The 26,305-nt window shown below is 61.2% G+C and carries 25 protein-coding genes and 1 pseudogene; 10 read left to right on the top strand and 16 right to left on the bottom strand.

All coding sequences use genetic code 11. From position 1 onward, the window contains the following. Positions 1-12: 12 nt before the first annotated feature. The 3 genes from PSUM_RS16185 to PSUM_RS16175 all read right to left on the bottom strand — a co-directional run bounded on the left by PSUM_RS16185 (position 13) and on the right by PSUM_RS16175 (position 1,223). Positions 13-174, bottom strand: coding sequence for a Prokaryotic metallothionein (locus PSUM_RS16185; protein ID WP_020799442.1), 162 nt, complete (start codon positions 172-174; stop codon positions 13-15). 96 nt (positions 175-270) lie between these two features. Beyond that, entirely contained in the window at positions 271-729 is a 459-nt protein-coding gene (locus tag PSUM_RS16180) for a DMT family transporter (protein ID WP_020799443.1), read from the bottom strand. After that, positions 729-1,223, bottom strand: a complete 495-nt coding sequence (locus tag PSUM_RS16175; RefSeq protein WP_020799444.1) for a DMT family transporter — start codon at positions 1,221-1,223, stop codon at positions 729-731. Before PSUM_RS16175 ends, PSUM_RS16180 begins: the two co-directional genes overlap by 1 nt. 111 nt (positions 1,224-1,334) lie before the next feature. On the opposite strand from PSUM_RS16175, the gene PSUM_RS16170 reads away from it, so the two are divergent. Then, positions 1,335-2,267 (top strand): LysR family transcriptional regulator, encoded by a 933-nt coding sequence (locus tag PSUM_RS16170; RefSeq protein ID WP_020799445.1) that lies wholly within the window; start codon positions 1,335-1,337, stop codon positions 2,265-2,267. Between the two features lie 32 nt (positions 2,268-2,299). On the opposite strand, the gene PSUM_RS16165 is transcribed toward PSUM_RS16170, so the two are convergent. Beyond that, on the bottom strand, positions 2,300-3,616 hold the full coding sequence (locus PSUM_RS16165) for a Na+/H+ antiporter family protein (RefSeq protein ID WP_020799446.1): 1,317 nt from the start codon (positions 3,614-3,616) through the stop codon (positions 2,300-2,302). Positions 3,617-3,940: 324 nt separating this feature from the next. Between PSUM_RS16165 and PSUM_RS32645 the strand changes: the two are divergent. The 3 genes and pseudogenes from PSUM_RS32645 to tal form a co-directional block, all read left to right on the top strand. Further along, positions 3,941-5,230, top strand: a pseudogene (locus PSUM_RS32645) (methyl-accepting chemotaxis protein); the annotation flags it as partial. 102 nt (positions 5,231-5,332) lie between these two features. Continuing rightward, positions 5,333-6,088, top strand: coding sequence for a methyl-accepting chemotaxis protein (locus PSUM_RS32640; protein ID WP_404821803.1), 756 nt, complete (start codon positions 5,333-5,335; stop codon positions 6,086-6,088). Between the two features lie 307 nt (positions 6,089-6,395). Further along, positions 6,396-7,322 (top strand): transaldolase, encoded by a 927-nt coding sequence (gene tal, locus PSUM_RS16155; RefSeq protein WP_020798472.1) that lies wholly within the window; start codon positions 6,396-6,398, stop codon positions 7,320-7,322. Between the two features lie 188 nt (positions 7,323-7,510). On the opposite strand, the gene rssC is transcribed toward tal, so the two are convergent. From rssC to PSUM_RS16140, 3 genes are all read right to left on the bottom strand, one after another. Continuing rightward, positions 7,511-7,993, bottom strand: coding sequence for an anti-sigma factor antagonist RssC (gene rssC / locus PSUM_RS16150; RefSeq protein ID WP_020798473.1), 483 nt, complete (start codon positions 7,991-7,993; stop codon positions 7,511-7,513). Further along, positions 7,993-9,174: a two-component system response regulator RssB gene (rssB, locus tag PSUM_RS16145; protein ID WP_020798474.1), complete on the bottom strand. Its 1,182-nt coding sequence runs from the start codon at positions 9,172-9,174 to the stop codon at positions 7,993-7,995. The genes rssC and rssB overlap by 1 nt, the downstream gene beginning before the upstream one ends. Positions 9,175-9,503: 329 nt before the next feature. Continuing rightward, positions 9,504-10,193 (bottom strand): MlaA family lipoprotein, encoded by a 690-nt coding sequence (locus PSUM_RS16140; protein ID WP_020798475.1) that lies wholly within the window; start codon positions 10,191-10,193, stop codon positions 9,504-9,506. 198 nt (positions 10,194-10,391) lie between these two features. Between PSUM_RS16140 and pcrP the strand changes: the two genes are divergently transcribed. Continuing rightward, positions 10,392-11,012, top strand: a complete 621-nt coding sequence (pcrP, locus tag PSUM_RS16135) for an HAD superfamily inactivated hydrolase PcrP (protein WP_020798476.1) — start codon at positions 10,392-10,394, stop codon at positions 11,010-11,012. A 109-nt stretch (positions 11,013-11,121) separates the two neighbouring features. After that, positions 11,122-11,385, top strand: coding sequence for a DUF4404 family protein (locus PSUM_RS16130; protein WP_020798477.1), 264 nt, complete (start codon positions 11,122-11,124; stop codon positions 11,383-11,385). Positions 11,386-11,514: 129 nt separating this feature from the next. Here PSUM_RS16130 and queF read toward each other — a convergent pair whose 3' ends face one another. Together queF and copI are read right to left on the bottom strand one after the other, a co-directional pair. Then, the gene (queF, locus tag PSUM_RS16125) at positions 11,515-12,345 is read right to left on the bottom strand and encodes an NADPH-dependent 7-cyano-7-deazaguanine reductase QueF (protein ID WP_020798478.1); all 831 of its coding nucleotides are present in this window, start codon (positions 12,343-12,345) and stop codon (positions 11,515-11,517) included. A gap of 61 nt (positions 12,346-12,406) precedes the next feature. After that, entirely contained in the window at positions 12,407-12,928 is a 522-nt protein-coding gene (gene copI, locus PSUM_RS16120) for a copper-resistant cuproprotein CopI (RefSeq protein WP_020798479.1), read from the bottom strand. A 156-nt stretch (positions 12,929-13,084) separates the two neighbouring features. Here copI and PSUM_RS16115 point away from each other — a divergent pair, with 156 nt between their 5' ends. Together PSUM_RS16115 and PSUM_RS16110 are read left to right on the top strand one after the other, a co-directional pair. Beyond that, positions 13,085-13,765, top strand: a complete 681-nt coding sequence (locus tag PSUM_RS16115; protein WP_020798480.1) for a heavy metal response regulator transcription factor — start codon at positions 13,085-13,087, stop codon at positions 13,763-13,765. Continuing rightward, positions 13,765-15,114: a heavy metal sensor histidine kinase gene (locus PSUM_RS16110; protein WP_042955478.1), complete on the top strand. Its 1,350-nt coding sequence runs from the start codon at positions 13,765-13,767 to the stop codon at positions 15,112-15,114. Before PSUM_RS16115 ends, PSUM_RS16110 begins: the two co-directional genes overlap by 1 nt. A gap of 86 nt (positions 15,115-15,200) precedes the next feature. On the opposite strand, the gene PSUM_RS16105 is transcribed toward PSUM_RS16110, so the two are convergent. The 3 genes from PSUM_RS16105 to PSUM_RS16095 all read right to left on the bottom strand — a co-directional run bounded on the left by PSUM_RS16105 (position 15,201) and on the right by PSUM_RS16095 (position 18,453). Further along, positions 15,201-16,445 carry a lipoprotein-releasing ABC transporter permease subunit gene (locus PSUM_RS16105; RefSeq protein ID WP_033039795.1) on the bottom strand — a complete coding sequence of 415 codons (1,245 nt, stop codon included), beginning with the start codon at positions 16,443-16,445 and terminating at the stop codon, positions 15,201-15,203. 66 nt (positions 16,446-16,511) lie between these two features. Continuing rightward, positions 16,512-17,195, bottom strand: a complete 684-nt coding sequence (gene lolD, locus PSUM_RS16100; RefSeq protein ID WP_168757547.1) for a lipoprotein-releasing ABC transporter ATP-binding protein LolD — start codon at positions 17,193-17,195, stop codon at positions 16,512-16,514. Positions 17,196-17,202: 7 nt separating this feature from the next. Next, entirely contained in the window at positions 17,203-18,453 is a 1,251-nt protein-coding gene (locus PSUM_RS16095) for a lipoprotein-releasing ABC transporter permease subunit (RefSeq protein ID WP_042955475.1), read from the bottom strand. 94 nt (positions 18,454-18,547) lie between these two features. On the opposite strand from PSUM_RS16095, the gene PSUM_RS16090 reads away from it, so the two are divergent. Together PSUM_RS16090 and PSUM_RS16085 are read left to right on the top strand one after the other, a co-directional pair. Next, positions 18,548-19,129 carry a PilZ domain-containing protein gene (locus PSUM_RS16090; protein WP_083348557.1) on the top strand — a complete coding sequence of 194 codons (582 nt, stop codon included), beginning with the start codon at positions 18,548-18,550 and terminating at the stop codon, positions 19,127-19,129. 14 nt (positions 19,130-19,143) lie between these two features. After that, positions 19,144-19,866 (top strand): glycerophosphodiester phosphodiesterase, encoded by a 723-nt coding sequence (locus PSUM_RS16085; RefSeq protein ID WP_020798486.1) that lies wholly within the window; start codon positions 19,144-19,146, stop codon positions 19,864-19,866. 42 nt (positions 19,867-19,908) lie between these two features. Here PSUM_RS16085 and sthA read toward each other — a convergent pair whose 3' ends face one another. The 4 genes from sthA to PSUM_RS16060 all read right to left on the bottom strand — a co-directional run bounded on the left by sthA (position 19,909) and on the right by PSUM_RS16060 (position 26,305). Next, positions 19,909-21,303: a Si-specific NAD(P)(+) transhydrogenase gene (gene sthA, locus PSUM_RS16080; RefSeq protein WP_020798487.1), complete on the bottom strand. Its 1,395-nt coding sequence runs from the start codon at positions 21,301-21,303 to the stop codon at positions 19,909-19,911. A gap of 207 nt (positions 21,304-21,510) precedes the next feature. Next, positions 21,511-22,527 (bottom strand): FAD:protein FMN transferase, encoded by a 1,017-nt coding sequence (locus PSUM_RS16075; protein ID WP_080725284.1) that lies wholly within the window; start codon positions 22,525-22,527, stop codon positions 21,511-21,513. 178 nt (positions 22,528-22,705) lie between these two features. Next, the gene (locus PSUM_RS16065; protein ID WP_020798489.1) at positions 22,706-24,145 is read right to left on the bottom strand and encodes an efflux transporter outer membrane subunit; all 1,440 of its coding nucleotides are present in this window, start codon (positions 24,143-24,145) and stop codon (positions 22,706-22,708) included. A 9-nt stretch (positions 24,146-24,154) separates the two neighbouring features. Continuing rightward, complete coding sequence (locus PSUM_RS16060; RefSeq protein ID WP_083348556.1) at positions 24,155-26,305, bottom strand: glycosyltransferase family 2 protein; 2,151 nt, start codon at positions 26,303-26,305, stop codon at positions 24,155-24,157.

The raw sequence follows: 26,305 nt of genomic DNA, 5'->3' as shown, positions 1-26,305 counted from the left end.
TGTGCACAAGGGTCAGTGCGCACACTTGCAGCCTTGATGGGCGCACTCTTCGCCGTGCTCGTGGTGCTTGGCACAGGCTTCACAGCAGTAATGCTTGCCGTGACGCACGACAGGATGTTCACCGAGCTTGCAGTTGCACTTCGGACAGTCACAGATGCTTTTTTCATCGGTCATGGCGCAGACTCCTTTGGCAGTGGTCGTCGGCGGGCTGGATGAGCAGCCCGTTGTACCAGTGTAGGAGTTGATCAGGAGGCAGGCCGCCTCAAGCGTTCAACCCGTTACCCGACTGCTGCTGCGATACATCAATACCAGGGCCAGGCCCAATAGCACCATCGCCAGCACCCGACTCCCCGACAACTCGATCGCCGGATTGCCCAGCCAGCCGAAATTATCGATCAGCATCCCCATCCCCAGTTGCCCGACGATCACCGCCACCGTCGCCACCGCCGTGCCCACCCGTGGCACCGCCCCCACCATCACCATCATGTAGACCACACCGAACAGCGCCCCGCCGAGCTGCCACTTCGGCACGTCCAGCAGGCTCACGGCGTGAGCCGGTTCGAAAAATACGATCAGTAGCCCGGTCAGCACCGTCCCCACCACGAAAGTGAGCAAACTGCTGCGCAACACGCCAACCGTTTCACCCAGGCGCCCGTTGATCGCCGCCTGCACGCTCAGGATCGCACCGGCCGCCACGACCAGCGCCAACAAAATAATCAGACTCATCATCAACCCCGTGCAATCAGGACAAGTGCCGCGACAATCAGCAGCAAGGCCAGCCAGCGCTCAGCGTTGACTTTCTTGCGGGTGGTACCGAACCAGCCGAAATGGTCGATCAGCACACTTTTGCCGACCTGCCCGGACAGGATCGCGATCATCGTCATCGCAATGCCGATGTGCGGTGTGGCCAGCGTCAGCACCACGACATAGACCGGCCCGAGAAAACCGCCGATCAATTGCCAGCGCGGTAATTGGCTCAGCGCCGGGCCCTGTTGCGGGCCGCTGAGCAGCAACAGGAAAAACAGAATCGCCGAGCCGACGCCAAAAATACTCAAGGTCGCCCATAAATGACCGACCTGAATGCCCAACGGCCCCAGCAACCCGGCCTCCACGGACAGGCCCATGCCCGCCAGGATCACCAGGGGCAGCAGCAACAGGCGCAGCCCTGGCCGAGCGGTCGGCGTTGCAACGGCAGCGACGCTGTCGAGAGAAGAAGACTGCACGGTAAAACTCCGTTCAAGGAAACATGGCGCGCATTATCGATTGTCACTTCTGTGCGATAAATGGGAGCATCTGGACAACACTTTTGCGCAACGCGCACAGCAGGACTAACGATGCACGGCCTCAACGAACTGGGTTTCAAGGCACTCCGGCTATTTGTCGCGGTGCTCGACCACGGCAGCTTTTCCGAAGTAGCCCGCCGCGAGGGCGTGGCGCCCTCTTCGATTTCCCGCCAGATCCAGTTGATGGAACAGGCCCTGAACCAGCAATTGCTTTACCGCCACACGCGCGCCGTCACGCCGACCGAGGCCGGACGGCTGCTGGGAGAACACGCGCGATTGGTACTGGTGCAACTGGAAGAAGCCGAACAGGCCCTGCAGGAACAGCAAAGCGAGCCGAGCGGACTGGTGCGGATCAACGCGCCGGTGGTGTTCGGCCAGCGGCATCTGACCCCGTGGCTGGGGCAGTTGTGCGCCCGTTATCCGAAACTGCAACTGGATATCCAGCAGACCGACAGCTACGTCGCCCCCCTGCAGGAAGGCGCCGACCTGCTGTTTCGCATCGGCCCCCTGCACGACTCCAGCATGCAGGGGCGAATACTGGCACCACAGCGCTTTCAGGTCGCGGCGAGCCCGGCGTACCTGCAACGCTACGGCACGCCGCGACACCCTGACGATCTCGCCGCCCATCAATGCCTGGCCTACAAAGGGGTGGCAGGCCTGCAACGCTGGTTTTTCCGCAAAGGCCAGCTGCCATGGACCCCCTATGCGGTGAAAGGGCCGATCACCGGCAACCACGCCGACACCCTGACCCAGGCCGCCGTGCAGGGCCTGGGGCTGGTGATGTTTCCGTCATGGTTGATCGGCGAGGCGGTGCGCAACGGCACGCTGGTGCCGGTGCTGGGGGACTACCAGGTCTCCAACAGCCTTGAGCCGCAGCAGATCGCCGTGCTCTGGCCCGGCAGCCGCCGCCTGTCGGTGAAAGTCAGGACGGTGATCGACTTCTTTGTCGAATGCTTTGGCGAAGTCCCCTATTGGGACCTGTAGGAGCCGGCTTGCTGGCGAGGCGATGGGTGAAATCAGAGCACCATCGCCGCTATCCAGCCAAACACCAGCAATGGCAGGTTGTAGTGCAGGAAAGTCGGGACCACGGTGTCCCAGATGTGGTGATGCTGACCGTCGATGTTCAGTCCAGAGGTCGGGCCCAGGGTCGAATCCGACGCTGGTGATCCGGCGTCGCCCAATGCACCTGCGGTCCCGATGATAGACACGATGGCAATCGGGCTGAAGCCCAGCTGCACGCACAAGGGCACGAATATCACCGCCAGGATCGGCACGGTGGAAAATGACGAACCAATCCCCATGGTCACCAACAACCCGACCAGCAACATCAGCAAGGCACCGACGGCCTTGCTGTGGCCGATCCACGAGGCCGAGGTCTCGACCAGCGTCTGCACCTGCCCGGTGGCCTTGATCACTTCGCCAAAACCGGAAGCGGCAATCATGATGAAACCGATCATCGCCATCATCTTCATGCCTTCGGTGAACAGGTCATCGGTGTCGCGCCACTTGACGATGCCCGACACCGAAAAAATCAGGAAGCCCACCAACGCGCCAATGATCATCGAATCAAGCAGCAACTGAATGATGAATGCCGCGGCAATCGCCACGCCAGCGACAATCAGGCTCAGGGGGTTGTACTGCACCGCGACCTGCTCGACCTGCTCGATCTTTTCCAGGTCGTAGACGCGCTTCTTGCGGTAACTGACAAACGCGATCAGCAGGCCCACGAACATACCCAGTGCCGGGATACCCATGGCATGGGTCACGTTGATGCCACTGATATCGACGCCACTGCGGGCGACGTTGGCCAGCAGGATTTCATTGAGGAAAATGTTGCCAAAGCCCACCGGCAAGAACATGTACGGGGTGATCAGGCCGAAGGTCATGACGCAGGCGATCAATCGACGATCCAGTTGCAGCCGGGTCAACACATACAGCAGCGGCGGCACCAGCAACGGAATGAACGCGATGTGAATCGGCAGGATGTTCTGGGAAGCGATGGCCACGATCCACAACAGGCCGATCAGCAGCCATTTGACCTGGCCACCGCCACTGGCATGCTGCCGGTCGACCATCGCCAAGGCCCTGTCCGCCAAGGCATGGGCCAGTCCGGATTTGGCAATCGCCACCGCAAACGCGCCGAGCAACGCATAGGACAATGCCACCGTTGCCCCACCGCCCAGGCCGCTGTTGAACGCCTTGAGCGTCGCGTCGATGCCAAGGCCACCGGTCAGCCCCCCAACCAGCGCCCCCACGATCAGAGCGATTACCACATGCACGCGGGACAGGCTGAGTATCAGCATGATGCCGACCGCGGCAATTACTGCATTCATTGTCGTTACCTCTGGGCAAGCGAAAAGAGTCCGGCCGGCAGTCTGCGAGCGCCGTCTACGGATAAAGGAATGGGTTTTATTAGAGGGCGCGCACTTTGCCGGACGGCTGCCGCCTTGTCAAAGCCAACACTGCACCTGTAGGAGCTGCCGAAGGCTGCGATCTTTCGATCTTCAGCGCCTTCAAGGAGGTTGAAAGTCAAAAGATCGCAGCCTTCGGCAGCTCCTACAGGGGATAATTCGATATTTGTGGGGCGGCGTAAAGAAAGGCCGATCGCGGCCGTTACAGAGCAAAGTCGCAGATATTTATCGAATAAGGACGCGTCCATGTCGCTCAGACAACTTTCCATCCAATGGAAAATCACCCTGTTGGCCGGGTTATGCCTGGCGGGCATCGTGACCCTGCTGGTGGGTCTTTCGCTGTATCGCATGGAGCATAGCTCCGCACTGGTGAAAGCCTCGAGCATGGAGATGCTGACCGAAGCCGCCCAGGCCCGGATCGAGTCCCAGGGTGAAAACCAGGCGCTGATGATCCGCCAGCAGTTCATGGACGCTTATCAATATGGCCACGGTTTTTCGCGCCAGGTGCTGTTTCTGCGCGAGCAGGCGGAAAAGCGCTTCCTCGATGCCTTCGACCTGCGCGAAGACCTGACCCGCCAGGTCAAGTCGGCCTTGCAAGCCAACCCCGAGCTGCTGGGCCTATCGCTGGTTTTCGAACCCAACGCACTGGACGGCAAGGACGATCTGTTCAGCGGCCAGGCCGAACTGGGGAGCAACGACAAGGGCCGTTTCGCCCTCTATTGGTCGCAACCGACACCGGGCAAGGTGACGTCCATGGCGCTGCCCGAAAGCGACATCGCCGACACGCGCACCGGCCCCAGCGGCGAACCGGCCAACGCCTGGTTCACCTGCCCGCGCATCCGCCTCGCACCCTGCGTGATCGAGCCGTACTTTTATATGATCGACGGACAGAACGTGCTGATGACCAGCATCGTTTTCCCGCTGATGGTCAATGGCAAGGTCATCGCCTCGCTATCGGTGGACATCAACCTCAACAGCCTGCAGGCGATCAGCCAGAGCGCAAGCCAGAAGCTCTATGACGGCCAGACCAGCGTCAGCATCGTCAGCCCGGCCGGTCTGCTCGCCGGTTACAGCCTGGATGCCAGCAAACTCAGTCAGCGCCTGGAAGCGGTGGACACCACCACCGGCGCCGAACTGATGCACATGCTCACCACCAACAGCAAGACCGCCAGCCTGCACAGCCATCAGCAATTGAAAGTGCTGGCGCCGTTCCAGCCGATTCCCGGCGGCAAAGCCTGGGGCGTGCTGCTCGATGTGCCGGAAAAAGTCCTCGTCGGCCCGGCTGAGGCCCTGAAAAAACAACTGGATGACAGCAACACCGCCGGCACGCTGACCGAACTCGGCCTGGGCATCCTCGCGGCGCTGATCGGCTTGCTGCTGGTTTGGCTGATGGCGCGTAGCGTGACCCGGCCAATTCTCGGCGTGGCGCACATGCTCCAGGACATCGCCAGTGGCGAAGGTGACCTGACCCGCCGCCTGGCCTATGACAAGCAGGATGAGCTGGGGCAATTGGCTGGCTGGTTCAACCGTTTCCTCGACAAGCTGCAACCGATCATTGCCGAGGTCAAGCGCTCGGTACAGGACGCCCGCGGCACGGCGGACCAGTCGTCCGCCATTGCCACCCAGACCAGCGCCGGCATGGAGCAGCAATACCGCCAGGTGGACCAGGTGGCGACCGCCTCCCACGAAATGAGTGCCACCGCCCAGGACGTCGCCCGCAGCGCCGCCCAAGCGGCACAGGCGGCACGGGATGCCGATCAGGCCACCCGCCAGGGCCTGACCGTGATCGACCGCACCACCACCAGCATCGACAACCTCGCCGCCGACATGAGCGCGGCAATGGTCCAGGTCGAAGGCCTGGCGGCCAACAGCGAGAAAATCGGTTCGGTCCTGGAAGTAATTCGCGCCATTGCCGAACAGACCAACCTGCTGGCCCTCAATGCCGCCATCGAAGCCGCCCGTGCCGGTGAAGCCGGGCGCGGTTTTGCCGTGGTGGCCGACGAAGTGCGCAACCTGGCGCGCCGCACCCAGGAATCGGTCGAAGAAACCCGCCTGGTGATCGAACAACTGCAAAGCGGCACCCAGGACGTGGTCGGCTCGATGGGCAACAGCCACCGCCAGGCCCAGGACAGTGTCGAACAGGTTGGCCAGGCCGTGACGGCGCTGCAGCAGATCGGTGACGCGGTCACCGTGATCAGCGACATGAACCTGCAAATCGCCAGCGCCGCCGAAGAGCAAAGCGCCGTGGCCGAGGAAATCAACCACAACGTGGCGACCATCCGCGACGTCACCGAATCGCTGTCGGGGCAAGCCAATGAGTCGGCGCGGGTAAGCCAGTCGCTCAATCGCCTGGCCAATCAACAGCAGAGCCTGATGGACCAGTTCCGCGTCTAACCAACCCCCCCATCAACTGTGGGAGCGAGCCTGCTCGCGAAAGCGGTGTGTCAGCCAACGTATACGTCAGCTGATATAAAGCTTTCGTGAGCAGGCTCGCTCCCACAGGTCTATATGAATCCGCACAACCGGTCAGTTGCCTGGAACCTGCGCGGCGTTTCGGTATCGAATCTACCGATACCGCGCCCCACCATTCAAACAGCCGTTTCGCGGTTGTTGCCACTGGGGCCGTCGATACACCTACATGCCCTTGAGTGGCTGTCAGCGCTCGGGTAATGTCATCAGACCCATAGGACAGAGCACGCCCATGACTTCCAAGCTGGAACAACTCAAACAGATGACCACTGTTGTTGCCGATACCGGCGACTTCGAAGCAATCGCTCGCGTCAAACCCGTGGACGCCACCACCAACCCGTCGCTGCTGCTCAAGGCGGCGTCGATTCCCGCTTATGCCGAATTGCTGAACGCCTGCGTCAGCGACTGCAAGGGCGATGTAGGCCTGGCCAGCGACCGTTTTGGCGTCGCGGTGGGGCAGGAAATCCTCAAGGTGATTCCTGGCCGCATTTCCACCGAAGTGGATGCACGCCTGTCGTTCGACACGGACGCCGTCTTGAAGCGCGCGCATCGTCTGATCGAGCTGTACGAAAACGCCGGCATCGGCCGTGACCGGGTGCTGATCAAGATCGCCTCCACCTGGGAGGGCATCCGCGCTGCCGAGATCCTGGAAAAGGAAGGCATCCAGACCAACCTGACCCTGCTGTTCTCGTTTGCCCAGGCCGCTGCCTGTGCCGACGCCGGGGTATTCCTGATTTCGCCGTTCGTGGGCCGCATCTACGACTGGTACAAGAAAGCCACCGGTAACGACTTCGTCGGCGCGGACGATCCAGGCGTGCAGTCGGTGACCCGCATCTACAACTATTACAAGGCCAATGACTACAAGACAGTGGTCATGGGCGCAAGCTTCCGCAATCTCGGCCAGATCGAGCAACTGGCCGGCTGCGACCGCCTGACCATCAGCCCGGACCTGATCGACAAGCTGGCGGCAGACACCGGCAAGCTGGAGCGCAAACTGGCGCCGGGCAATGCCGGTGAAGCGCGCTTGAACCTCAATGAAGCGCAATTCCGCTGGCTATCCAACGAGGACGCCATGGCGACCGAGAAACTGGCCGAGGGCATTCGCCAGTTCGCCCGTGACCAGGAGAAGCTGGAGGCGTTGTTGCAGGCCAAGCTGTGATCTGAATCGGCGAATTGCAAAAAGGGCGAACCTTGGTGGGTTCGCCCTTTTTTGTGCGTCCTGATTGGATGTGGCGATCTTTCTGACGCCTTCGCGAGCAGGCTCGCTCCCACAATGTCCTTCGTATTACGTAACTCGCTCCCCTGTGGGAGCGAGCCTGCTCGCGAAGGGGCCAGCCCGGCCAACCATCAATGCCGCTCCAGCGCATTCACCAGGTCATGAAAGGCTTCACGATTGGAGTCGTTCAGCCCCATGAGGATCTTGTGCGCTTCCAGCACCTTGATCCGCACCACTTCTTCCGACTGATCCTGATCAGGCAGGTCGTCCAGGCATTCCGGGCATGGCACTGGCTGGTCGACGATGTTGAACACCTGCTCGAACCCCATCGACTGCAACAGACGGGTGATGTCTTCGTGGGTGGTGACCACGGTCGGCAGCAGCCCGACCTTCTGCCGCGACAGGATCGACAATTTGGCCAACAGGCCCAAAGTCGTGCTGTCGATGCTGCGGGTCTCGGTCAGGTCGATCACGATCGCGTTGAAATTCAACGCGGTGAAGATCCGATCAATAGTCGCATCCAACGCCGAACACAGGGTCAGGCGAACTTCACCGACGAATTTCAGGACAAAGGTGCCGTCCTGTTCGGCGAACTGGATTCTACCGGTACTCATCAAAGATTCCTGCTCAACACCAACAGGGCGATATCATCCGGCATCTCCCCTAGCGTGGCCAATCCAAAAACCTGCCGCAGGCCATCCAGGCTGCCGCCCGCCGCCTTGACCCGTTCGGGCAACGCAGCTTCTTTTTCTTTGAGTGTGGGTTCTGGCAAAAGGTCCAGAATGCCATCTGACATCAGCGTCAGGCTGAACGTCGGCGGCAACTCCAGCACGTGATCTTCGTAGGTGGCTTCATTGAAGAGGCCTACCGGCAGACCACGCCCTTGCAGATAACTGACACTGTCGGGTGTGTACAACACAGGCAACGGCAAATGACCACCGATGCTATAGGTCAACAAACCTGTCTCCTCGTCGATGACTCCACCGACCATTGTGACGTGTTTGCCCAGCTTACAACTGATCAGGCCCCGGTTGATATGCCCAAGCACCTCAGACGGCTTGAATTCCGGCAAGGTACCGCTGCGCTTGGACTCGAACAACAGGCGCGTGGTCATGAATTTCAACAGCACAGTGACAAAGGCTGAAGAAGCACCGTGCCCGGAAACATCCGCCAGGTAGAACGCCACGCGGCGCTCGTCGACCCGGAAATAGTCGACAAAATCCCCCGACAGGTACAGCGACGGGATGATCTGGTGGGCAAACTTGAAGTCGTTGATGGCCCAGGGGCTGACCGGCAGCATGTTCATCTGCACCTGGCGACCGGCGTTCTGGTCTTCCTGGAGCAGGTTCAGGCTGGCGGCGAGCTCGCGGTTGGCCTTCTCCAGCTTCTCGCGATAGCGCTGGTTTTCCATCAGCAGGCGCGCACGATCCAGGGCCCGACGCACAGAGTGCTCGAGCACGGCCAGATCTTCGAGAGGCTTGATCAGGTAATCCGCCGCGCCCAGGCGCAAGGCCTCGACCGCATCGTTCATTACGCCGGCGCCCGACACCACGATCACCGGTGTTTGCGGCGAAAGCTCGGTGACCTGGCGGATGAGTTCGAGTCCGCCCATCTGTGGCATGCGCAGATCGCAGATGACCAAGTCGGGCTTGTCTTGCTCGAATACCTGAAGACCCTGCTGACCGTTGCTGGCCTGCAGGACGCTGAAACCACTGTCTTCCAAATAGGCCGCGAGGCTCGCGCGCACTACCTCGTCATCATCGATTATCAGCAGCGTGGCACTGGTTTTTGGCATGTGGGCAAACGGCGCCAGAATTAGGTTGGCGTAGCGGCGCGGATTTTGGCCCGGCTCTGACTACTGGATTCGCTTTCTAGCCTCTCTGGCGCACTGTTTTCGAGCATTTACCCGATCCACACGTACACCAGAGGTGCCCTTCTAAGGCGCAGACGGTACTCCCATCCGCGAGGCGTTTCAAGCTCACGCCGATGGTCGCTTGGCGCCGGCACTTTTGAAATCACCGGGAGTTATAAGAACCGTCCTGACCGAAACCCAATGAAAGGTCCTGGCGAACGACAAAAATGCAGAAGGCGGCTCGATGGCCGCCTTCTTTTTACCGCTGTGGATCAGAAATCGTCTTCGACCTGACCATCCTTCACCTTGAATTCGCGGTTCTGCAGATAGGCGTTGCGGATGAACGTGTACTTGTCGCCCGTAATCAACTTCTCGGAGGACAGCAGGTCCGCCCGGGTATCGACGATGTTCAGGCCGAAGATCGAATTACGCACCGGCACGTCGTTGATGTACGGATAAGGACCGGTGTAGCTATCGACGAACTTGGATGGCGCATCACGCACGGTGCTAGGCCCCAGGAGCGGCAGCATCACATAAGGCCCGCTGCCCATGCCCCAGTAACCGAGGGTCTGGCCAAAGTCTTCGTCGTTGCGGTGCAGCCCCATGTGGGTACCCACGTCGAAGAAGCCCAGCACGCCGAAGGTGGTGTTGAAGATCAGTCGCGCGGTGTCGACACCCGCGGCGGTGGGCTTGGCCTGCAGGATATCGTTGGCGAGGTTGGTCACGTCGCCGACGTTGCGGAACATGTTGTGGATGCCATCTTCAAGAAACTGCGGTGTCACGAACTGATAGCCCTGGGCCAGAGGCTTGAGGGCATAGGTGTCGACGAAGTCGTTGAACTTGAAGATCGGACGGTTGATGCCTTCCCAAGGATCATCTTCCGAGGCTGCCTGCGCAGCAAACGGAATCAGCAGCGCACCGGCGCATACACAAAGCCGAGCGAGAGGATTGCTCCAGCGCATAAAAAAACTCCTTGGACTATACCGTCGCCGGACGCTTGGCCCGGCGCAAAGGCTGCCAGTATAAGACGATTCGGCCACTTTAGGCAGCATGGGGCCCGTCCCCGCGCACGATCTTGGCAGAATGCGAGCAATTCACAACAGTGTCACTCAACTGTCACCGTCGCCCTCTAGCCTTGAGACTATTTCAGGGACGTTGATATGCCGCACGCCGAAACCACCCCGCAAAATGCGCCGAACCTGACTGCCGTGCTGTTCGGGCTGAGTGGCTGCCTGGTGGATTTCGGTGCCCGCACGCGCCTTCAGGGCAACCCAGGCACTGATCACGCACAAGCCACCCCCGGCGCCCTGGACAGTCTGATCAGCCTGCAGCGCCAGCAAATCCCCTGCGCCTGGCTCGATGAGCTCTCCCCCGCCATCAGCCAGGCATTGGCCGGCGGCCTGCCGCAATGGATAAGACCTTCGCAATACGCTGAAACAATCAAACCCTGGCCGGCGCCCGATGCGTGTTGGCAAGCCTTGATGGCGCTGGACATCGAAAGACTCGATGGCTGCGTGCTGGTCAGCGGCGAACCACGACTGCTGCAATCGGGACTCAATGCCGGCTTGTGGACCATCGGCCTGGCGTCCTGTGGCTCGCTCTGCGGGCTTTCGCCCGAGCAATGGCAGGCATTGTCCGCGCAGGAGCGCGACATCAAGCGCAGCAAGGCAACGGTGCAGCTGTTCGGCCTGGGCGTGCATTCGGTAATCGATCACCTTGGTGAACTCGACACTTGCCTGGCCGACATCAGCTTGCGTCGGCTCAAGGGCGAAAAGCCCTGATTCAGATCATGCAGGTTACGCGCGGGTGGATTAATCTAAAGGTAAGCCATAGACCTTTGGCGCGCCGTCGCGGTCTATGCCAGTGCCTATCGATAAAAGGAAGAACGCCATGTCTGCCCGCGAACTGCAAGAACAGCTCAATGCCCTGCGCGAGCAATTGGAACAGAATCCTCCGCTGACCGACGCAGAGCGTGACGACCTGCGCGAACTGATGCAGAAGATCGAATTTGAGCTGGAGCTCGAAACCAAGACACAGGACTCGAGCCTCGCCGATAACGTCAACCTGGCTGTCGATCGCTTCGAACTCGAACACCCGACCCTCGCCAGCACGCTGCGCCAGATTGGCACGGCCCTGCACAGCATGGGAATCTGAACCAAACGCAGAAATCCCCTGCAGGAGCGAGCATGCTCGCGATGGAGGTCAACGATAACGCGGGAAACCTGATGCCCCGCGTTGCCCTCTGGTTTTTCGCGAGCATGCTCGCTCCTACACAATGAATCGTTACTGACGGACCAGGCGATGGTTCGGCAGCTGCACCTCTTCGGTACTGCGATACGGATTGATATCCAGCCCACCCCGCCGCACATAACGCGCATACACCGTCAATTTCTCCGGTTTCAGCAACCGCTGCAGATCAAGGAAAATCCGCTCCACGCACTGCTCATGGAAGTCCGAGTGCTGGCGGAAGCTGACGATGTATTCCAGCAGGCTTGCGTGATCCAGCGCCGCGCCACGGTACTCCACCGCCACGCTGCCCCAGTCCGGCTGACTGGTCACCGGGCAATTGGACTTGAGCAAATGGCTGTGCACGCTCTCCTCGACAATGCGCGACTCATCGCAACGCAGCAGTTCCGGGCGCGGGTGCTCGTAGTTGCTGACGCTGATGTCCAGATCGTCAATGCACACGCCGGGCAACGCCACCACGCCTTCGGCCTCGACCTCTTTCAGGCTGCGGATGCGCACGCCCACAGGCTTGCCGGCCGCGGCCGACAGGTCCTTGGCCAGGGTCGCTTCAAGACTCGCGGTGTCGGCGAACGGCGTCTGGTTCAAGGAGTTGAGGTAGAGCTTGAACGACTTCGACTCGATGATGTTCGGCGAATCCGCCGGGATGCTGAACTCGCCGATCGCCACCACCGGCTTGCCCGATGGCAACAACCACGACAGTTCGAAGCAATTCCAGAAATCCACGCCCTTGTACGGCAGTGTCTGAGCCGTCAGGCCGAGCTCGGCCCACTTCGCGGTACGCGGGATCGGGAACAGCAGGGACGGCGTGTAAGTGGCGATGTATTCGCTGGATTTGCCCAGCGGCGAGTGTTCGGCTGCGGGATGCATGGCGGAAACCTGACTGAAGAATCAGCGGATTCTACCAGCCTTTGCCGCAGCCTTTGAGTGCTTACTGACTGACAGTCAACTTGCCGACCATGCCGGCCTGGTAATGACCGGGGATGTTGCAGGCAAATTCCAGGCGAGTGGCCTTGCTGAAGGTCCAGGTCAGCTCGGCGGTCTTGCCAGGCGCCACCAGCACGCTATTGGGGTCGTCGTGCTGCATGGCATGCCCCATTCCGGCCATGGCGCCGTGGTCCATTGCCTTCATGCCGGTAGGCGTAAGCATGCCGCTCTGTTGCATCTGCAACATTTCCTGTTGGTGCCGGGCATGCATCGCTGCATCGCCGAGGTTGAATTCGTGCAGCAACTGGCCTTTATTCACCAGCACGATACGCACGGTCTCCCCTGCCTTGATCTCGATAGACTTGGGGGTGAATGTCATGTCAGCCATGACCACCTCCACGCTACGGGTCGCCTTGGCTGCCGGGGCCGGTTGACCAAAATCATAGGTAACCTCTGGAGCCGCCCAAACCGGCGAACCCAGTGCCAACAGACAGCTGGCCAGCAACACGGATTTACGCAAAAACATCGAAGTACTCCAACAAGATTAAGGTTCAGCCTGTGGAAAACTCTAAACTGTCACCGCTGCCCTTTACCTGACAGCCAAATTACAACTTTGTCAGCAAGGCCCGCAGCCTCGTCGCCCACGGTATAACGCTGTCGTTCCATTTAGCCCGAGTCGCCCATGAAACTGCTGATCGTCGAAGACCAACCGAAAACCGGCCATTACCTGCGCCAGGGCCTGACCGAGGCCGGGTTCAATACGGAACTGGTGGCCGACGGCAGCACTGGCCAGCAACTGGCCTTGAGTGGCGACTATGCCCTGCTGATTCTCGATGTGATGCTGCCCGGCCGCGACGGCTGGCAGATCCTGCAAGCGGTGCGCAGCGCCGGCCTCGACACGCCAGTGCTGTTCCTGACCGCCCGGGACGCCGTCGAGGACCGGGTTTATGGCCTGGAACTGGGCGCCGACGATTACCTGGTCAAGCCATTCGCCTTCTCCGAATTGCTCGCCCGGGTCCGCAGCCTTTTGCGCCGTGGCAGCAGCACGCCTCAGGAAACCAGCCTGCAACTGGCCGACTTGCGCCTGGACCTGATCCGCCGCCGGGTCGAGCGCGGCGGCCAGCGCATCGACCTGACCGCAAAGGAGTTCGCCCTGCTGGAAATGCTTCTGCGCCGCCAGGGCGAAGTCCTGCCCAAATCGCTGATCGCGTCCCAGGTCTGGGACATGAATTTCGACAGCGACACCAACGTCATCGAAGTCGCGATCCGCCGCTTGCGCTTGAAGATCGACGACGAGTTCCCGAACAAACTGATCCATACCGTGCGCGGCATGGGCTATGTGCTCGAAGAGCGCCAGTGCTGATGCGCCGGCTGTCCTTGAGCGCTCGCCTGGCCCTGTTATTCGCCGCATGCACCGCCGTGGTCTCGCTGTTCGCCGGCGTGCTGTTCAGCCGCGCCAGCGAGGCGCACTTCATCGAGCTTGACCAGCAGTTGCTCGAGGACAAGCTGATTGGCTTGCGACGGGCATTGCCGGACATTCAATCAAGCCAGCGTGACGCCCGGCTGGCCGACGAGTTGAGCCGGCAGGCCGATCTTTCACTGCGCATCAGTGGCAGCGATGGCCGCCGCTGGTATGACAGCTCCTCCAACCTGCCGCAGACCTTGCCGCGCCAACCCGGACTGTCCACGGTGAGCCACGATGGCACCGACTACCGCGTGCTGAACGCACCGCTGTACCCCGACACACCCGATTCGCCGCAATTGAGCTTGCTGCTGGACATCACCCATCACCAGCATTTCCTGCAGCGCATGCAACACCTGATCTGGCTGACCGTCGGCCTGTCCGCCCTGGCCACCGCCCTGCTCGGCGCCTGGGCCGCACGCAGCGGGCTGCGACCGTTACGCCGCATGAGCGCAGTCGCCAGTGGTGTCTCGGCGCAATCGCTCAACGCACGCCTGCCGGAAGAAGACATGCCGCCGGAGCTGGCGGAAATGGCCCACCATTTCAACGCCATGCTCGGGCGTCTCGACGACTCCTTCCAGCGCCTGTCGGCGTTCTCCGCCGACATTGCCCATGAACTTCGCACCCCGCTGTCAAACCTGCTGACCCACACCCAGGTCACCCTCACCCGCCCCCGCCCCCTCGAGGATTACCGCGAAGCGCTGCACAGTAACCTCGAGGAGCTGCAATGGATGGCGCAACTGGTCAACGACATGCTTTACCTGGCCAAGGCCGACCACGGGCTGTTGATGCCCAAGCGCGAACCGTTGGAGCTGGCAGAGGAAGTGGACCTGTTGCTGGAGTTTTTTGCGCCCCTGGCCGAAGACGCGCGAGTGACGTTGAGCCGTGATGGCGATGCCCGCCTGCAAGGCGACCGCAACATGTTGCGCCGGGCGCTGTCCAACTTGCTGGACAATGCGTTGCGCTTTACCCCGGCCGGGGGTGAGGTTCGGGTGCGGATCAACGACCAGGCCAAAAGCTTGAGCCTGTCGGTGGAAAACAGCGGTGAAGGAATTCCGGCAGATCTGCTGCCACGCCTGTTCGATCGCTTCTACCGCGCAGACCCGGCGCGCCATGAAGGCAGCAGCGAGCATGCGGGATTGGGGTTAGCGATTACCCAGTCGATTGTCCGCGCCCATGGTGGGCAGATTCGTTGTGAATCGGAAAATGGGTGGACGCGGTTTGTGATTGAGTTACCAAAGGGAGAATGAGGCCAGCAGTCCTGACCCCCTTCGTCGGAACGCCGCCCGGAGCGAGCTTGCTCCGGGCGGCGTTCCGACGAAGGCGGTGTAACGGCTTACGAATAGCGCAATGCGGTAGCCGGCTCGACCTTCGCCGCCCGCCACGCCGGGTAAACCGTGGCCAAGAAGCTCATGACAAACCCCGCCGTGCAGATCAGGGCCACGTCCGCGCCCTGCAACTCAGAGGGTAGGTTGCTGACGAAATACACGTCGGAACTGAAGATGTGCTGGCCACTGACCCGCTCTACCCAGCCGACCATGGCGCTGACGTTCAACGCCGCAATCACGCCCAACACCCCACCGATCAATGTGCCGACAACCCCGATCACCGTACCCTGCACGATGAAGATCGCCATGATCTGCCGTGGCGTGGCGCCGATGGTGCGCAAAATCGCGATGTCCGCACCCTTGTCGTTCACCACCATGATCAAGGTCGCGATGATGTTGAACGCGGCCACCGCGACAATCATCAGCAGCAACAGGCCAATCATGGTTTTTTCCATCTTCATGGCGCTGAACAGGCTGCCTTGGGTGTGGGTCCAGTCGTCAGCCTTGTAGGCTGCGCCGAGGGCGTTTGCGATGTCGCCCGACACTTGCGGCGCCGCATACATGTCCTTCACCGCCAGGCGCACGCTCTGCACCTGATTCGGCTCCCAGTGCTGCATTTGCGCGGCATCGGCGAGGTGGATCAGCGCCATCGAACCGTCCAGTTCGGCACCGACCTTGAACACGCCGACCACGTTCAGCCGTTGCATGCGCGGGGTGATACCGCCCGGCGCGTTGCTGACTTCCGGCACGATCAGGGTGATCTTGTCGCCCACGTTCAAGCGAAAACGGCGCGCGGTGATTTCGCCGATCACCACACCGAACTCACCCGGTTTCAGGGCATCCAGCCGCCCCTGGACGATGTGCTTGGCGACGATCGACACCTGGCCTTCCAGCGCCGGGTCGACGCCACTGACCTGGATCGGCTGCATGGTGCCCTTGTAGGACAGCATGCCTTCCATCTCGGTGAACGGCACGGCGGCGGTCACTTGCGGATTTTTCATCGCGGCGGCGGCCACCGGCTGCCAATCGTCGATCGGATTAACGCCGACGATGGTCGCATGCGGCACCATGCCGAGGATGCGCGAGCTCATTTCGCGCTGGAAGCCGTTCATCACCGACAGCACCACGATCATCGCCAGCACGCCCAGGGCGAGGCCGATCATCGAGGTCATCGAGATGAAGGAAACGAAGCGATTGCGGCGCTTGGCGCGGGTATAGCGCGTGCCGATAAAGATCGATAACGGTCTGAACATTCGCTGGGGCACCGTATAAAAATAAAAGACCCGACGGACTTTTCAGTGCCGTCGGGTTTCAACCCGTCAGATAGGCGTCAGGCAACCTTCCTGCAAATGCAGGACGCGGTCCATCTGGCGGGCCAGGTTCATGTCGTGGGTTACCACCAGGAACGCCGTGCGCATCGAAGTGCTGAGTTCCAGCATCAAGTCCTGGATACCCTGGGCGGTGTGGGCGTCGAGGTTGCCGGTCGGCTCGTCGAGCATCACCAGGCCGGGGTTGTTCACCAGGGCACGGGCGATGGCCACGCGCTGGCGTTCGCCACCGGACAGCTCGGCAGGCTTGTGCTCCAGGCGATGGCCCAGGCCGACCCGCTCCAGCAACGCCGTGGCACGCTTGCGCGCCTCGGGAATCGCGGTCTTGCCGATCAGCAGCGGCATGCAGACGTTTTCCAGGGCAGTGAATTCCGGCAGCAGGTGGTGAAACTGGTACACGAAGCCCAGGGCACGGTTACGCAACAGGCCGCGCTTCTTTTCGCTCAGCGCCGACAGTTCTTCACCGTCGAGCCAGACGCTGCCCTTGGTCGGCGTATCGAGGCCGCCCAGCAGGTTGAGCAAGGTACTCTTGCCCGAGCCCGACTTGCCGACGATCGCCACACGCTCGCCCGGGTGCAACTCCAGTTGCAGGCCCGCCAACACTTCCACTGACTCCGGGCCTTCCTCGTAGGATTTGCCCAGGCTGCGGCAGCTCAAGATTGCTTTATCACTCATGCGCGACTCACTCATAACGTAGCGCCTCCGCCGGCTGGGTGCGCGCGGCACGCCAGGCGGGATACAGGGTGGCGAGGAAACTCAGGACCAGCGCCGCACAGCAGACCATGACCACGTCCTGGCTCTGCACTTGCGACGGCAGGTAATCGATGAAATACACGTCGGCATTGAGAAACTTGTGGCCGATCAGGCCTTCAAGCGCCGAGATCGCTGCGCTGACGTTGAGCGCGGCGAAAATCCCGACCACCGCGCCGATGGCCGTGCCGACCACGCCGATGACCGTGCCCTGGACCATGAAGGTGCGCATGATCGTGCCCGGCGTGGCGCCGAGGGTGCGCAGGATCGCGATATCGCCCTTCTTGTCGTTCACCACCATCACCAGCGTGGAAATGATGTTGAACGCGGCGACCGCAACGATCAGCAACAACAACAGGCCGATCATGGCTTTTTCCATGCGGATGGCCTGGTACAGGTTGCCGTGGGTGCGGGTCCAGTCGCGGGCGTAGTAGCGGTCTTCGCCCAGCTCGCGGGCGATGCTCCACGCCTCACGCGGCGCCTGGAACAGATCGTCGAACTTCAGCCGCAGGCCCTGGACCTGGTCCGGTTTCCAGCGATGCAAGCGCGCCAGGTCCTGCAGGTTGGTGATGCCCAGGTAACCATCGAGCTCACCGGCGCCGACATGGAAGATGCCGACCACGGTGAAGCGCTTCATGCGCGGGAACATCCCGGCGGGCGTCACAGTGACCTCCGGCGCCACGAACGTCAGCTTGTCGCCCACGGCCGCACCGAGCTTGGCCGCGGCCTTGTCACCGATGACGATGCCGAATTCGCCCGGCGCCAGGTCGTCGAGTTTGCCCTGCAGCATGAAGTTGTCGATGATCGACACCTGGCGTTCCTGCGCCGGGTCGATGGCATTGAGCAGGATCTTGTTGACCTTGCCGTTGTTGGTCAGCAACCCCTGCATTTGCGTGAACGGCGCCACGGCCGCTACCTGCGGGTTCTGCTTGACCTTGGCGGCCAGGCCTTGCCAATCGCTGATCGGCTCGCCGGATTCGATGGTCGCGTGGGGCACCATGCCCAGCACGCGGGTACGCATCTCATGATCGAAGCCGTTCATGACCGACAGCACCACGATCATCACGACCACGCCAAGGGCGAGTCCGATCATCGAGGTCAGGGAAATGAATGACACAAAATGATTGCGACGCTTTGCACGGGTATAACGCGTGCCGATAAATACGAAGAGAGGTCTGAACATGTCGGGGCTTGTTCGGAGGGAAAAGGAACGTCCTTGTGGCGGGGGTCGATAACCAGCTTTACACTCAGACCACCGCCGCTACCATGGGTTCGCCATGTCGACATTAGATGAAGAAGATCGCCGCGAATACTACCGTATCGAGGACATGATCGCACTGGAAATTCGGCCCCTGTCCGCCCTTGAAGCCGCAGGGCAGGAAGTGTTGCAGGATGCTTCCCCGCTATTCAATCTGCTCAGCGAACTGCACCTGAGCGAATTCGAGTCGCAACACCTGCTGCGCCAGATCAGCGAGCGCGACCGCAACCTCGCGGCGTTCCTCAAATCCCAGAACAAGCGCATCGACCTGCTCAGCCAGGTGATCGCCATCACCGTGCTCGGGCAGATCGGCGTCCCCCAGCCGGTGATCATTTCCGAAGGCGGCATCGACTTCCAGCACCCGACCCCCATCGCCGCCGACGCGCGCCTGTCGATCAAGCTGGTGCTGATGCCCCAGGCCCTGGGCCTGTTGCTGCGCGCACGCGTCACCCACTGCGACCGCAAGGGCGAGGGCTACGACGTCGGCACCGAGTTCGAACACTTGACCGATGCCCAGCGACAACTGTTGGCGCGCTACATTTTGCAAAGGCAGGCCCAGGAACGACGCCTGGCCCGCGAACTGAACGAATCAGGCATTTAAATTAAGGAACGATCGTGACCCTCATCTACGGCCACCGCGGCGCCAAGGGCGAAGCACCGGAAAACACCCTGACCAGCTTCCAGCAATGTCTCAAGCACGGCGTGCGCCGTTGTGAACTGGACCTGCACCTGTCCATGGACGGCGAGCTGATGGTCATCCACGATCCGACGCTCAAGCGCACCACCGACCGGCGCGGCAAGGTCGTGGAGCACACGGCGGCAGAGTTGGTGACCTACGACGCGCGCAAGGGCGGACCGGGCTGGATCACGCCGTGCCCGATTCCAACCCTGGAAGAGCTGTTCGAGAAATGCGATTTCGAGCACTGGCAGCTGGAAGTCAAGAGCGCGTCACGCACCCGCGCCGCCACAACGGTGCTGGCGATTCGCGAAATGGCGCAACGACATGGCCTGTTGGACAAGATCACCATCACGTCGAGTTCACGGGAAGTATTGAAGGCGGCGCTGGACCTGGTGCCGGACGTGTCCCGCGGACTGGTGGCCGAATACGCCTGGCTCGACCCGTTGAAGGTTGCGCAAGGCTATGGCTGCGAGATCCTCGCGTTGAACTGGACCCTGTGTACGCCGGAACGCCTGGAGAAGGCGCAGCGCCAGGGGCTGCATGTGTCGGTGTGGACAGTCAACGAACCCGCGCTGATGCGCAGGCTCGCTGATTTCGGCGTTGACAGCCTGATTACAGACTTTCCCGGTTTGGCCACTGCCACGCTCGAGAATTGCTGAAATCGGTCTCCCCGGCCGGCTCAGGCCACCGGCCGGAGCCGCTCAAAAAAGCCGGTTGAGGCCGTCGTACGCGGCAACCCGATAGGCTTCGGCCATGGTCGGGTAGTTGAACGTGGTGTTGACGAAGTACTTCAAGGTGTTGAGCTCGCCGGGCTGGTTCATGATCGCCTGGCCGATGTGCACGATCTCCGACGCCTGGTAACCGAAGCAGTGAACGCCCAGCACTTCCAGGGTTTCACGGTGGAACAGGATCTTGAGCATGCCTTGCGGCTCGCCGGCGATCTGCGCCCGCGCCATGCTCTTGAAGAACGCCTTGCCCACTTCGTACGGCACCTTGGCCTGGGTCAACTCCTGCTCGTTCTTGCCGATCGAACTGATCTCCGGAATGGTATAGATCCCGGTCGGCACGTCATTGACGAAGCGCCAGCTGCCGTTGTCGACAATGCTGCCAGCGGCCGAACGGCCCTGGTCGTGGGCGGCACTGGCCAGGCTCGGCCAGCCGATGACATCGCCCGCGCCATAGATGTTCTGGATGCCGGTGCGGTAGTTCTCGTCGACTTCGATCTGGCCACGACTGTTGACCTTCACGCCGATGTTTTCCAGGCCCAACTGATCGGTGTTGCCCGTGCGGCCGTTGCACCAGAGCAAGGCGTCGGCCTTGATCTTCTTGCCAGACTTGAGGTGCAGGATAACGCCGTTGTCCACGCCTTCGACGCGGTCGTACTCTTCGTTGTGGCGAACGGTGATGTTGTTGTTGCTGAAGTGGTAGCTCAGGGCCTGGGAAATTTCCGAGTCGAGGAAGCTCAGCAACTGACCGCGGTTATCCACCAGCTCGACCAGTACACCCAGGCCACTGAAGATCGATGCGTATTCGCAACCAATCACGCCGGCACCGTAGACGATGAGTTTGCGCGGGGTGTGGCCGAGGCTGAGGATGGTGTCGCTATCGTAGATACGCGGGTGATGGAAATCGATGTCGGCCGGGCGATAAGGGCGCGAACCGGTGGCGATGATGATGTGCTTGGCCACCAGTTTTTCCACCACGCCGTTGGCGCAGACCACTTCGATGGTTTGCTCGTCGGCGAAACTGCCGGTGCCGAAGAACACGTCGACGCGATTACGGGCGTAGTAGCCGGTGCGCGAGGCGACTTGCTTGGAAATCACTTTCTCGGCGCTTTTCAACACGTCCGGGAACGAGAACCAGCGCGGCTCACCAATGGCCCGGAACATCGGGTTGGTGTTGAACTGCATGATCTGCCGGACCGAGTGACGCAGTGCCTTGGACGGGATGGTGCCCAAGTGAGTGCAGTTGCCGCCGACCTGGCGACGGCTATCGACCATCGCGACCTTGCGCCCTGCCTTGGCGGCGTTCATTGCCGCGCCTTCCCCCGCCGGGCCGGAACCCAACACCACCACGTCGTAGTTGTAGACAGCCATGCGTACTCCTCAGAACAGGCCGCGGCACCAGCGGCACCTGCGGCTAAATCACGCCAATCTGTGGCATGAAGGAACAATTTGGGGTCCATGCAGAACCCGGACACAGTCTATAGAAGCGTCAACGCCGCGCACATTAACCCTTGGTCGCGTCGTAGGCTAGTTTTGCCTGCACTACAACGCCAGGTTTCAATGCCCGAATCGCCGCAATCACTCGGTTTTCCTGCCACTCAAACGCTCAAAGGCGTGACTGCTGCGTGTGACGAAACCTGTATCGGCACGCATCACAAAAAATGCGCCGATGTCGTGTTTTTCCGCGTAGTCCCAACCCTGCTCCGGGCCGAGAATCAGCAACAGCGTCGATAAGCCATCGGCCATCAACGCTGAAGGATGAATCACCGTGACAGACGCCAGGTTGTGTGAGACCGGTAAACCTGTGCGCGCATCGAGGGTGTGGGAAAAGCGCTGGCCACCCTGCACGAAATAGTTACGGTAGTCACCCGAAGTCGACAGGCCATAACCGTCGATGGCGATGATGCGCTCGGCCACCTGTTGATCGTCGCGAGGTTCTTCCACAGCGATGCGCCATGCGGTGCCGTCGAGTTTCCTGCCGGCGGCCTTGAGTTCACCGGTGGCTTCGGCAAGATAGTCGTGGATGCCCATGGCCGTGAGCTTCGCGGCAATCGTGTCCAGCGCATAACCGGCGGCGATACTGTTGAAGTCGACTTCCACGGCGGCGTCCTTGCATAGCTGCTCGCCGTCAATGCGCAGATGATCGTGACCGACATGTTGACGCACCTCGGCCAGCGCCTGTGCAGTGGGGATTTTTTCTTCACGGGCCTGTGGGCCGAACCCCCAGAGATTGAGCAGCGGCTCGACCGTCAAATCGAAAGCGCCTGCACTTTGCATGGACAGCTGCTCGCCGACGCGGACCAATTGCAGGACCGACGCAGGCATTACCCGACAGTGGTTGGCCGGTAATGCGTTGAATTGCGCGATGTCCGAGTCGCTGCGATAGGTCGATAAGTGCCGGTCGACCTCCGCCAGGATCTTCTCGACCTCGACCTGGACGTCTGCCGGGGCAGGAAGACCGGCGTGACGCACGTACTTGACCGAATACGTGCTGCCCATGGTTGGACCGCCGAAGCTTTCCAGGGAATCGCCATTGCCGCAGGCGGACAAGGTGCCGATCAGCACCAAAAGACCATACCGTCGCCAGGTCAACAAATCTCCCCCCAATCATTCCCGGACACAACGCCAGGCTCAGCCATTATGCGATACAAATGTGGGAGCGGGCTTGCTCGCGAAGGCGGTGCACCAGATGACAACAATGCCGTCTGACACACCGCCTTCGCGAGCAAGCCCGCTCCCACAAGGGATTTGTGGTGTGAGGGTATCGCGCGCCTCAACGATCCGCCATCTTCAACGATTGGCTCCACCCTCCCCCCAACGCCTTGTACAACGTCACCTGGTTGATCTCCCGCGCCAACTCCAGTTGCGCCCACTTCTGCTGCGCATCAAACAATGAGCGCTGGGCATCCATGGTAGAAAAATAGCTGTCCAGCCCCGACTCGAAACGCAGGCGAGACTGGCGGTAGGCTTCCTGATAATCCCCGACCAGTTTTTTCTGGAACTCGACCTGGGTGAGCATTTCCTGCCGGGCGTTCAAGGCATCGGCCGCTTCTCGAAATGCATTCTGCACCGTGGCTTCATAGGCCGCCGCCTGGCCGGCGAAGCGGGCATGACTGGCGTCCACTTGCGCCCGCCGCGCGCCCCCGTCGATCAAGGGCAACGAGCCGGCCAGCGCCACCGACCAGAACTCGGCCGGACCACTGAGCAATTGGGAAAACTCCCCGGTCAGGCTGCCCAGCGCCGACGTCAGGGAAAAAGTCGGGAAGTACGCCGTACGGGCCGCGCCGATATCCGCGTTGGCTGCACGCAACTGCGCCTCGGCCGACATGATGTCCGGCCGTCGCTCAACCAGCGCCGAAGGCAAACCCGCCGGCACGTCCAGGGTCGCCAACTGCTCACCCAGCGCGCCGGTCGGCAGCAACCCCACCGGTACCGGTTGCCCCACCAGCACCCGCAGCGCGTTCATGTCCTGCGCCACTTGCATGCGATAGGTGTTGACCTGCACCGCCGCCGTGTTGGTTTGTGCATCTGCCTGGTGGACATCGATCCGCGCACTGGAACCGAGGTTATAACTTTTGCGCAACAACTGCCCGTAGCGGTCCTGGGATTGCCAGGTGTTCTGCGCAAGGTCGAGCAAATGCTGATTGGCCTTGAGGCTCAACCAGGTGCTGGCAACTTCGCCGATCAGCGCCAGCCGCGCCGTTTGGTAATCCGCCTCGGACGCTTCGAACCGTGCCCCCGCGGCATTACGCTGGCTGCGGATACGCCCGAACAAGTCCAACTCGTAGGAGGTAAAGCCGGCCGTTGCCTGATAGGTGTTGGCGATGCTGCCCGCCGTATCGCCGCCTCCCGGTGTGCGCACCAATGGCGGTAACTTGCTGCGACCGGCGTAAGTGTCGATGCCGATCGTAGGAAAAAGCCCTGAGCGCGCACTGTCATACCCGGCCCGCGCCTCCTCGACGCTGGCCGCGAACTGTCGCAGGCTGCGGTTGTTGGCCAGGGCCATGTCAATCAACTGGCGCAGGCGCTCGTCGACCACAAAACCGCGCCAATCCTTATCGAACGCCTGCTTGCCGTTACAGCATTCACCGGCCGTGTTCGCCGGCCACTGCTGGTCGATCGGTGCCTCGGGTTTCTCGTAGGTCGGTTCCAGCGAGCAACCGCCAAGCAAAAACAAGGTCATGAAACATGAGGTGGGTAGGCAATGGTTCATGGCGCGCACCTAAAAACGTTGGCCGAGCAAAGCTCGCAAGGGGGAAAGAAGCAACGACCACAGACCCGACCGCTCGACACTGATGTGCGGCACAGCCGGTTTGCGCGAAGGAACACTGATCGGCCGCCAACGAGGCGGCGAGACATGGCTCGGCGTCTTGAGCGGCTTGACGGAACGCGGCGCCAGACTTTTTTCGCCCAGTAGCGAGCGCTGCAGCAAAGTGCCAAAGGCCTGTGCCGGCTCGGCCTTGCTGACGACATTGATGGTCGCGTCGCTGAACAACCGCGCGATCAGGCGCTGGCGCACCCCTTCATCAAGGTCGGCGAAACGCAGGCCCAATTGGTCCTCGCCGTGATTGCGCATGACTTCGACATCGAGCCAACCCAGCTTGTCGATCCAGATCTGACCGCACAGCCCCGGCTTGATCGAGGCAGCGAAGGCGCAATTGAGCGACGCGCCACTAAGGGAAATATCCACCAGGCGCCCCGCCAGGACCTTGCCGCCGAAACGAAACCCGGTGGGTTTATCGAATGGAAAGCGCTCTTCGCCATGCAAGCGTGGGCGGTCGACACAGGCCACCAGGGTCGCGAGGTTGTACACCAGCGCAACCACCGTCCAGCAGAGATTGAACAGCATGTTGCCGTCGAACGAGGCAGCCGTGCTGATGGCGATATAGGCGCCAAACTGCGAAAGCAAGGTCAAGGCCAGGAAGAACCCGAACAGCTTCCAATGCACCATGGTTTTCGTCCGGTCGAGGCCCTTGGCGGTGACTTTGAACGGGCGCCCGAACGGTCGGATCATGGCGCTGGCGATGGTGGCAGTGACCGCCAGCGAGGCAACGATCTGCGTGACCTCGGTGAAAATCGGCAAGGTCCGCCGGTCCGTCACCCAGGTCCCATAGCCCCAGAACGCAATCAGCGCCGGCATGCCGAACGCCAGGAAATCCAGCGGATTGGCGTAGAACCCAGCGATGCCGAAGTACCAGTACAGCACCGGCGACACCAGCATCATCAAGATGAAGGGTTTGGAAAACCAGTGCATCAGCCCATGGATATAGTGCAGCCGGTCATTGAGCGTGTAGCCGCTGCCGCGCAACGGCCCCTCCTTGAGCAATGCCACCTGGATCGTGCCCAGGCACCAGCGCCCACGTTGATTGATGTACTCGGTCAAGCCTTCGGCAGACAAACCAATGGACAGACGCTCATTCAACCAGCGGGTGACATAGCCTTTTTGCAACAAACGGTAAGTGGTGTAGATGTCTTCGCACACCGAGCCTGTAGGAAAACCGCCGATTTCGGTAATCAGATCGCGCCGCACTACGAAGGACGTGCCAACACAAAACGCCGCATCCCAGCCATCCTTCGCCGGCTGGAACACATCGAAGAACACCCGTTGCTCATCCACCCAACAGGCCGACGTGCCGAGGTTGTGCTGGATCGGATCGGGGTTGTAGTAGAACTGTGGCGTCTGCACCAGGCCGACCCTGGGGTCGTCGAACAGCCCCAGGGTGCGCAAGAGGATCGGCTGCTGCGGCGCAAAGTCGGCATCGAGCACGAGGATGTACGGCGCATTGCTGAGGGCCGCCGACTGACGCAGACCGTTGTTGAGGTTGCCGGCCTTGGCGTGGGAGTTGTCGGGGCGCCGCGCGTACTGCACGCCCATTTGCGCACAGTAGTCGCGCAGCCAGTCGCGGCGGGTGTCGTCGAGTACCCAGATGGTGAAGTTCGGGTAGTCGATGGCCTGGGCGGCAATAATGGTTTTTTCGAGGATTTCCAGGCCTTCGTTGTAGGTGGCGATGAAGATGTCCACCGCAGGGACCGCGCTGCCTTGCTCTCTGAGCCGGCGTTCACCGGCATCGGCATCTGTGCGGTGATCCGTCCGACAGAGCATCACGACAATGGAAAACAGCGTGTAACCAATCGCCAGCATCTCGAAGAACAGGAAGGTGTAAGCCCACACCGTAGCGAATCCGGAATGCCCATCGGGCAAGGTGTCGCGAATCCGCCAGGCCGCATAATTGATCAGCAGGAAGGCGGTGATGGCACCGAAACCGACCCGCGCGGCCCATTGATCACGGTGGGTCAGGCAGGTGAACAGAATCACCGCTGCCAGCGTCCAGAAATTGATTTGCAGCAGTTGCAGCGAGTCCAGTGCCTGCAT

It is taken from the genome of Pseudomonas umsongensis (genome assembly GCF_002236105.1).
Taxonomy (GTDB): Bacteria; Pseudomonadota; Gammaproteobacteria; order Pseudomonadales; family Pseudomonadaceae; genus Aquipseudomonas; species Aquipseudomonas umsongensis.
The sequence above is the reverse complement of the archived record's forward strand: the minus strand, read 5'-3'. Positions and strand labels throughout refer to the sequence as shown.

Bases quoted from the DNA above. Each gene is read 5' to 3' on its own strand.
- PSUM_RS16090 (WP_083348557.1), top strand. From the start codon at position 18,548: ATGTCGACATTAGATGAAGAAGATCGCCGCGAATACTACCGTATCGAG.
- PSUM_RS16185 (WP_020799442.1), bottom strand. From the start codon at position 174: ATGACCGATGAAAAAAGCATCTGTGACTGTCCGAAGTGCAACTGCAAG.
- PSUM_RS16115 (WP_020798480.1), top strand. From the start codon at position 13,085: ATGAAACTGCTGATCGTCGAAGACCAACCGAAAACCGGCCATTACCTG.
- lolD (WP_168757547.1), bottom strand. From the start codon at position 17,195: ATGAGTGATAAAGCAATCTTGAGCTGCCGCAGCCTGGGCAAATCCTAC.
- PSUM_RS16165 (WP_020799446.1), bottom strand. From the start codon at position 3,616: ATGAATGCAGTAATTGCCGCGGTCGGCATCATGCTGATACTCAGCCTG.
- PSUM_RS16130 (WP_020798477.1), top strand. From the start codon at position 11,122: ATGTCTGCCCGCGAACTGCAAGAACAGCTCAATGCCCTGCGCGAGCAA.
- copI (WP_020798479.1), bottom strand. From the start codon at position 12,928: ATGTTTTTGCGTAAATCCGTGTTGCTGGCCAGCTGTCTGTTGGCACTG.
- PSUM_RS16180 (WP_020799443.1), bottom strand. From the start codon at position 729: ATGATGAGTCTGATTATTTTGTTGGCGCTGGTCGTGGCGGCCGGTGCG.
- PSUM_RS32640 (WP_404821803.1), top strand. From the start codon at position 5,333: ATGGAGCAGCAATACCGCCAGGTGGACCAGGTGGCGACCGCCTCCCAC.
- PSUM_RS16060 (WP_083348556.1), bottom strand. From the start codon at position 26,305: ATGCAGGCACTGGACTCGCTGCAACTGCTGCAAATCAATTTCTGGACG.
- PSUM_RS16140 (WP_020798475.1), bottom strand. From the start codon at position 10,193: ATGCGCTGGAGCAATCCTCTCGCTCGGCTTTGTGTATGCGCCGGTGCG.
- PSUM_RS16105 (WP_033039795.1), bottom strand. From the start codon at position 16,445: ATGTTCAGACCGTTATCGATCTTTATCGGCACGCGCTATACCCGCGCC.
- queF (WP_020798478.1), bottom strand. From the start codon at position 12,345: ATGCATCCCGCAGCCGAACACTCGCCGCTGGGCAAATCCAGCGAATAC.
- PSUM_RS16110 (WP_042955478.1), top strand. From the start codon at position 13,765: ATGCGCCGGCTGTCCTTGAGCGCTCGCCTGGCCCTGTTATTCGCCGCA.
- tal (WP_020798472.1), top strand. From the start codon at position 6,396: ATGACTTCCAAGCTGGAACAACTCAAACAGATGACCACTGTTGTTGCC.
- pcrP (WP_020798476.1), top strand. From the start codon at position 10,392: ATGCCGCACGCCGAAACCACCCCGCAAAATGCGCCGAACCTGACTGCC.
- PSUM_RS16065 (WP_020798489.1), bottom strand. From the start codon at position 24,145: ATGAACCATTGCCTACCCACCTCATGTTTCATGACCTTGTTTTTGCTT.
- PSUM_RS16095 (WP_042955475.1), bottom strand. From the start codon at position 18,453: ATGTTCAGACCTCTCTTCGTATTTATCGGCACGCGTTATACCCGTGCA.
- rssC (WP_020798473.1), bottom strand. From the start codon at position 7,993: ATGAGTACCGGTAGAATCCAGTTCGCCGAACAGGACGGCACCTTTGTC.
- rssB (WP_020798474.1), bottom strand. From the start codon at position 9,174: ATGCCAAAAACCAGTGCCACGCTGCTGATAATCGATGATGACGAGGTA.
- sthA (WP_020798487.1), bottom strand. From the start codon at position 21,303: ATGGCTGTCTACAACTACGACGTGGTGGTGTTGGGTTCCGGCCCGGCG.
- PSUM_RS16170 (WP_020799445.1), top strand. From the start codon at position 1,335: ATGCACGGCCTCAACGAACTGGGTTTCAAGGCACTCCGGCTATTTGTC.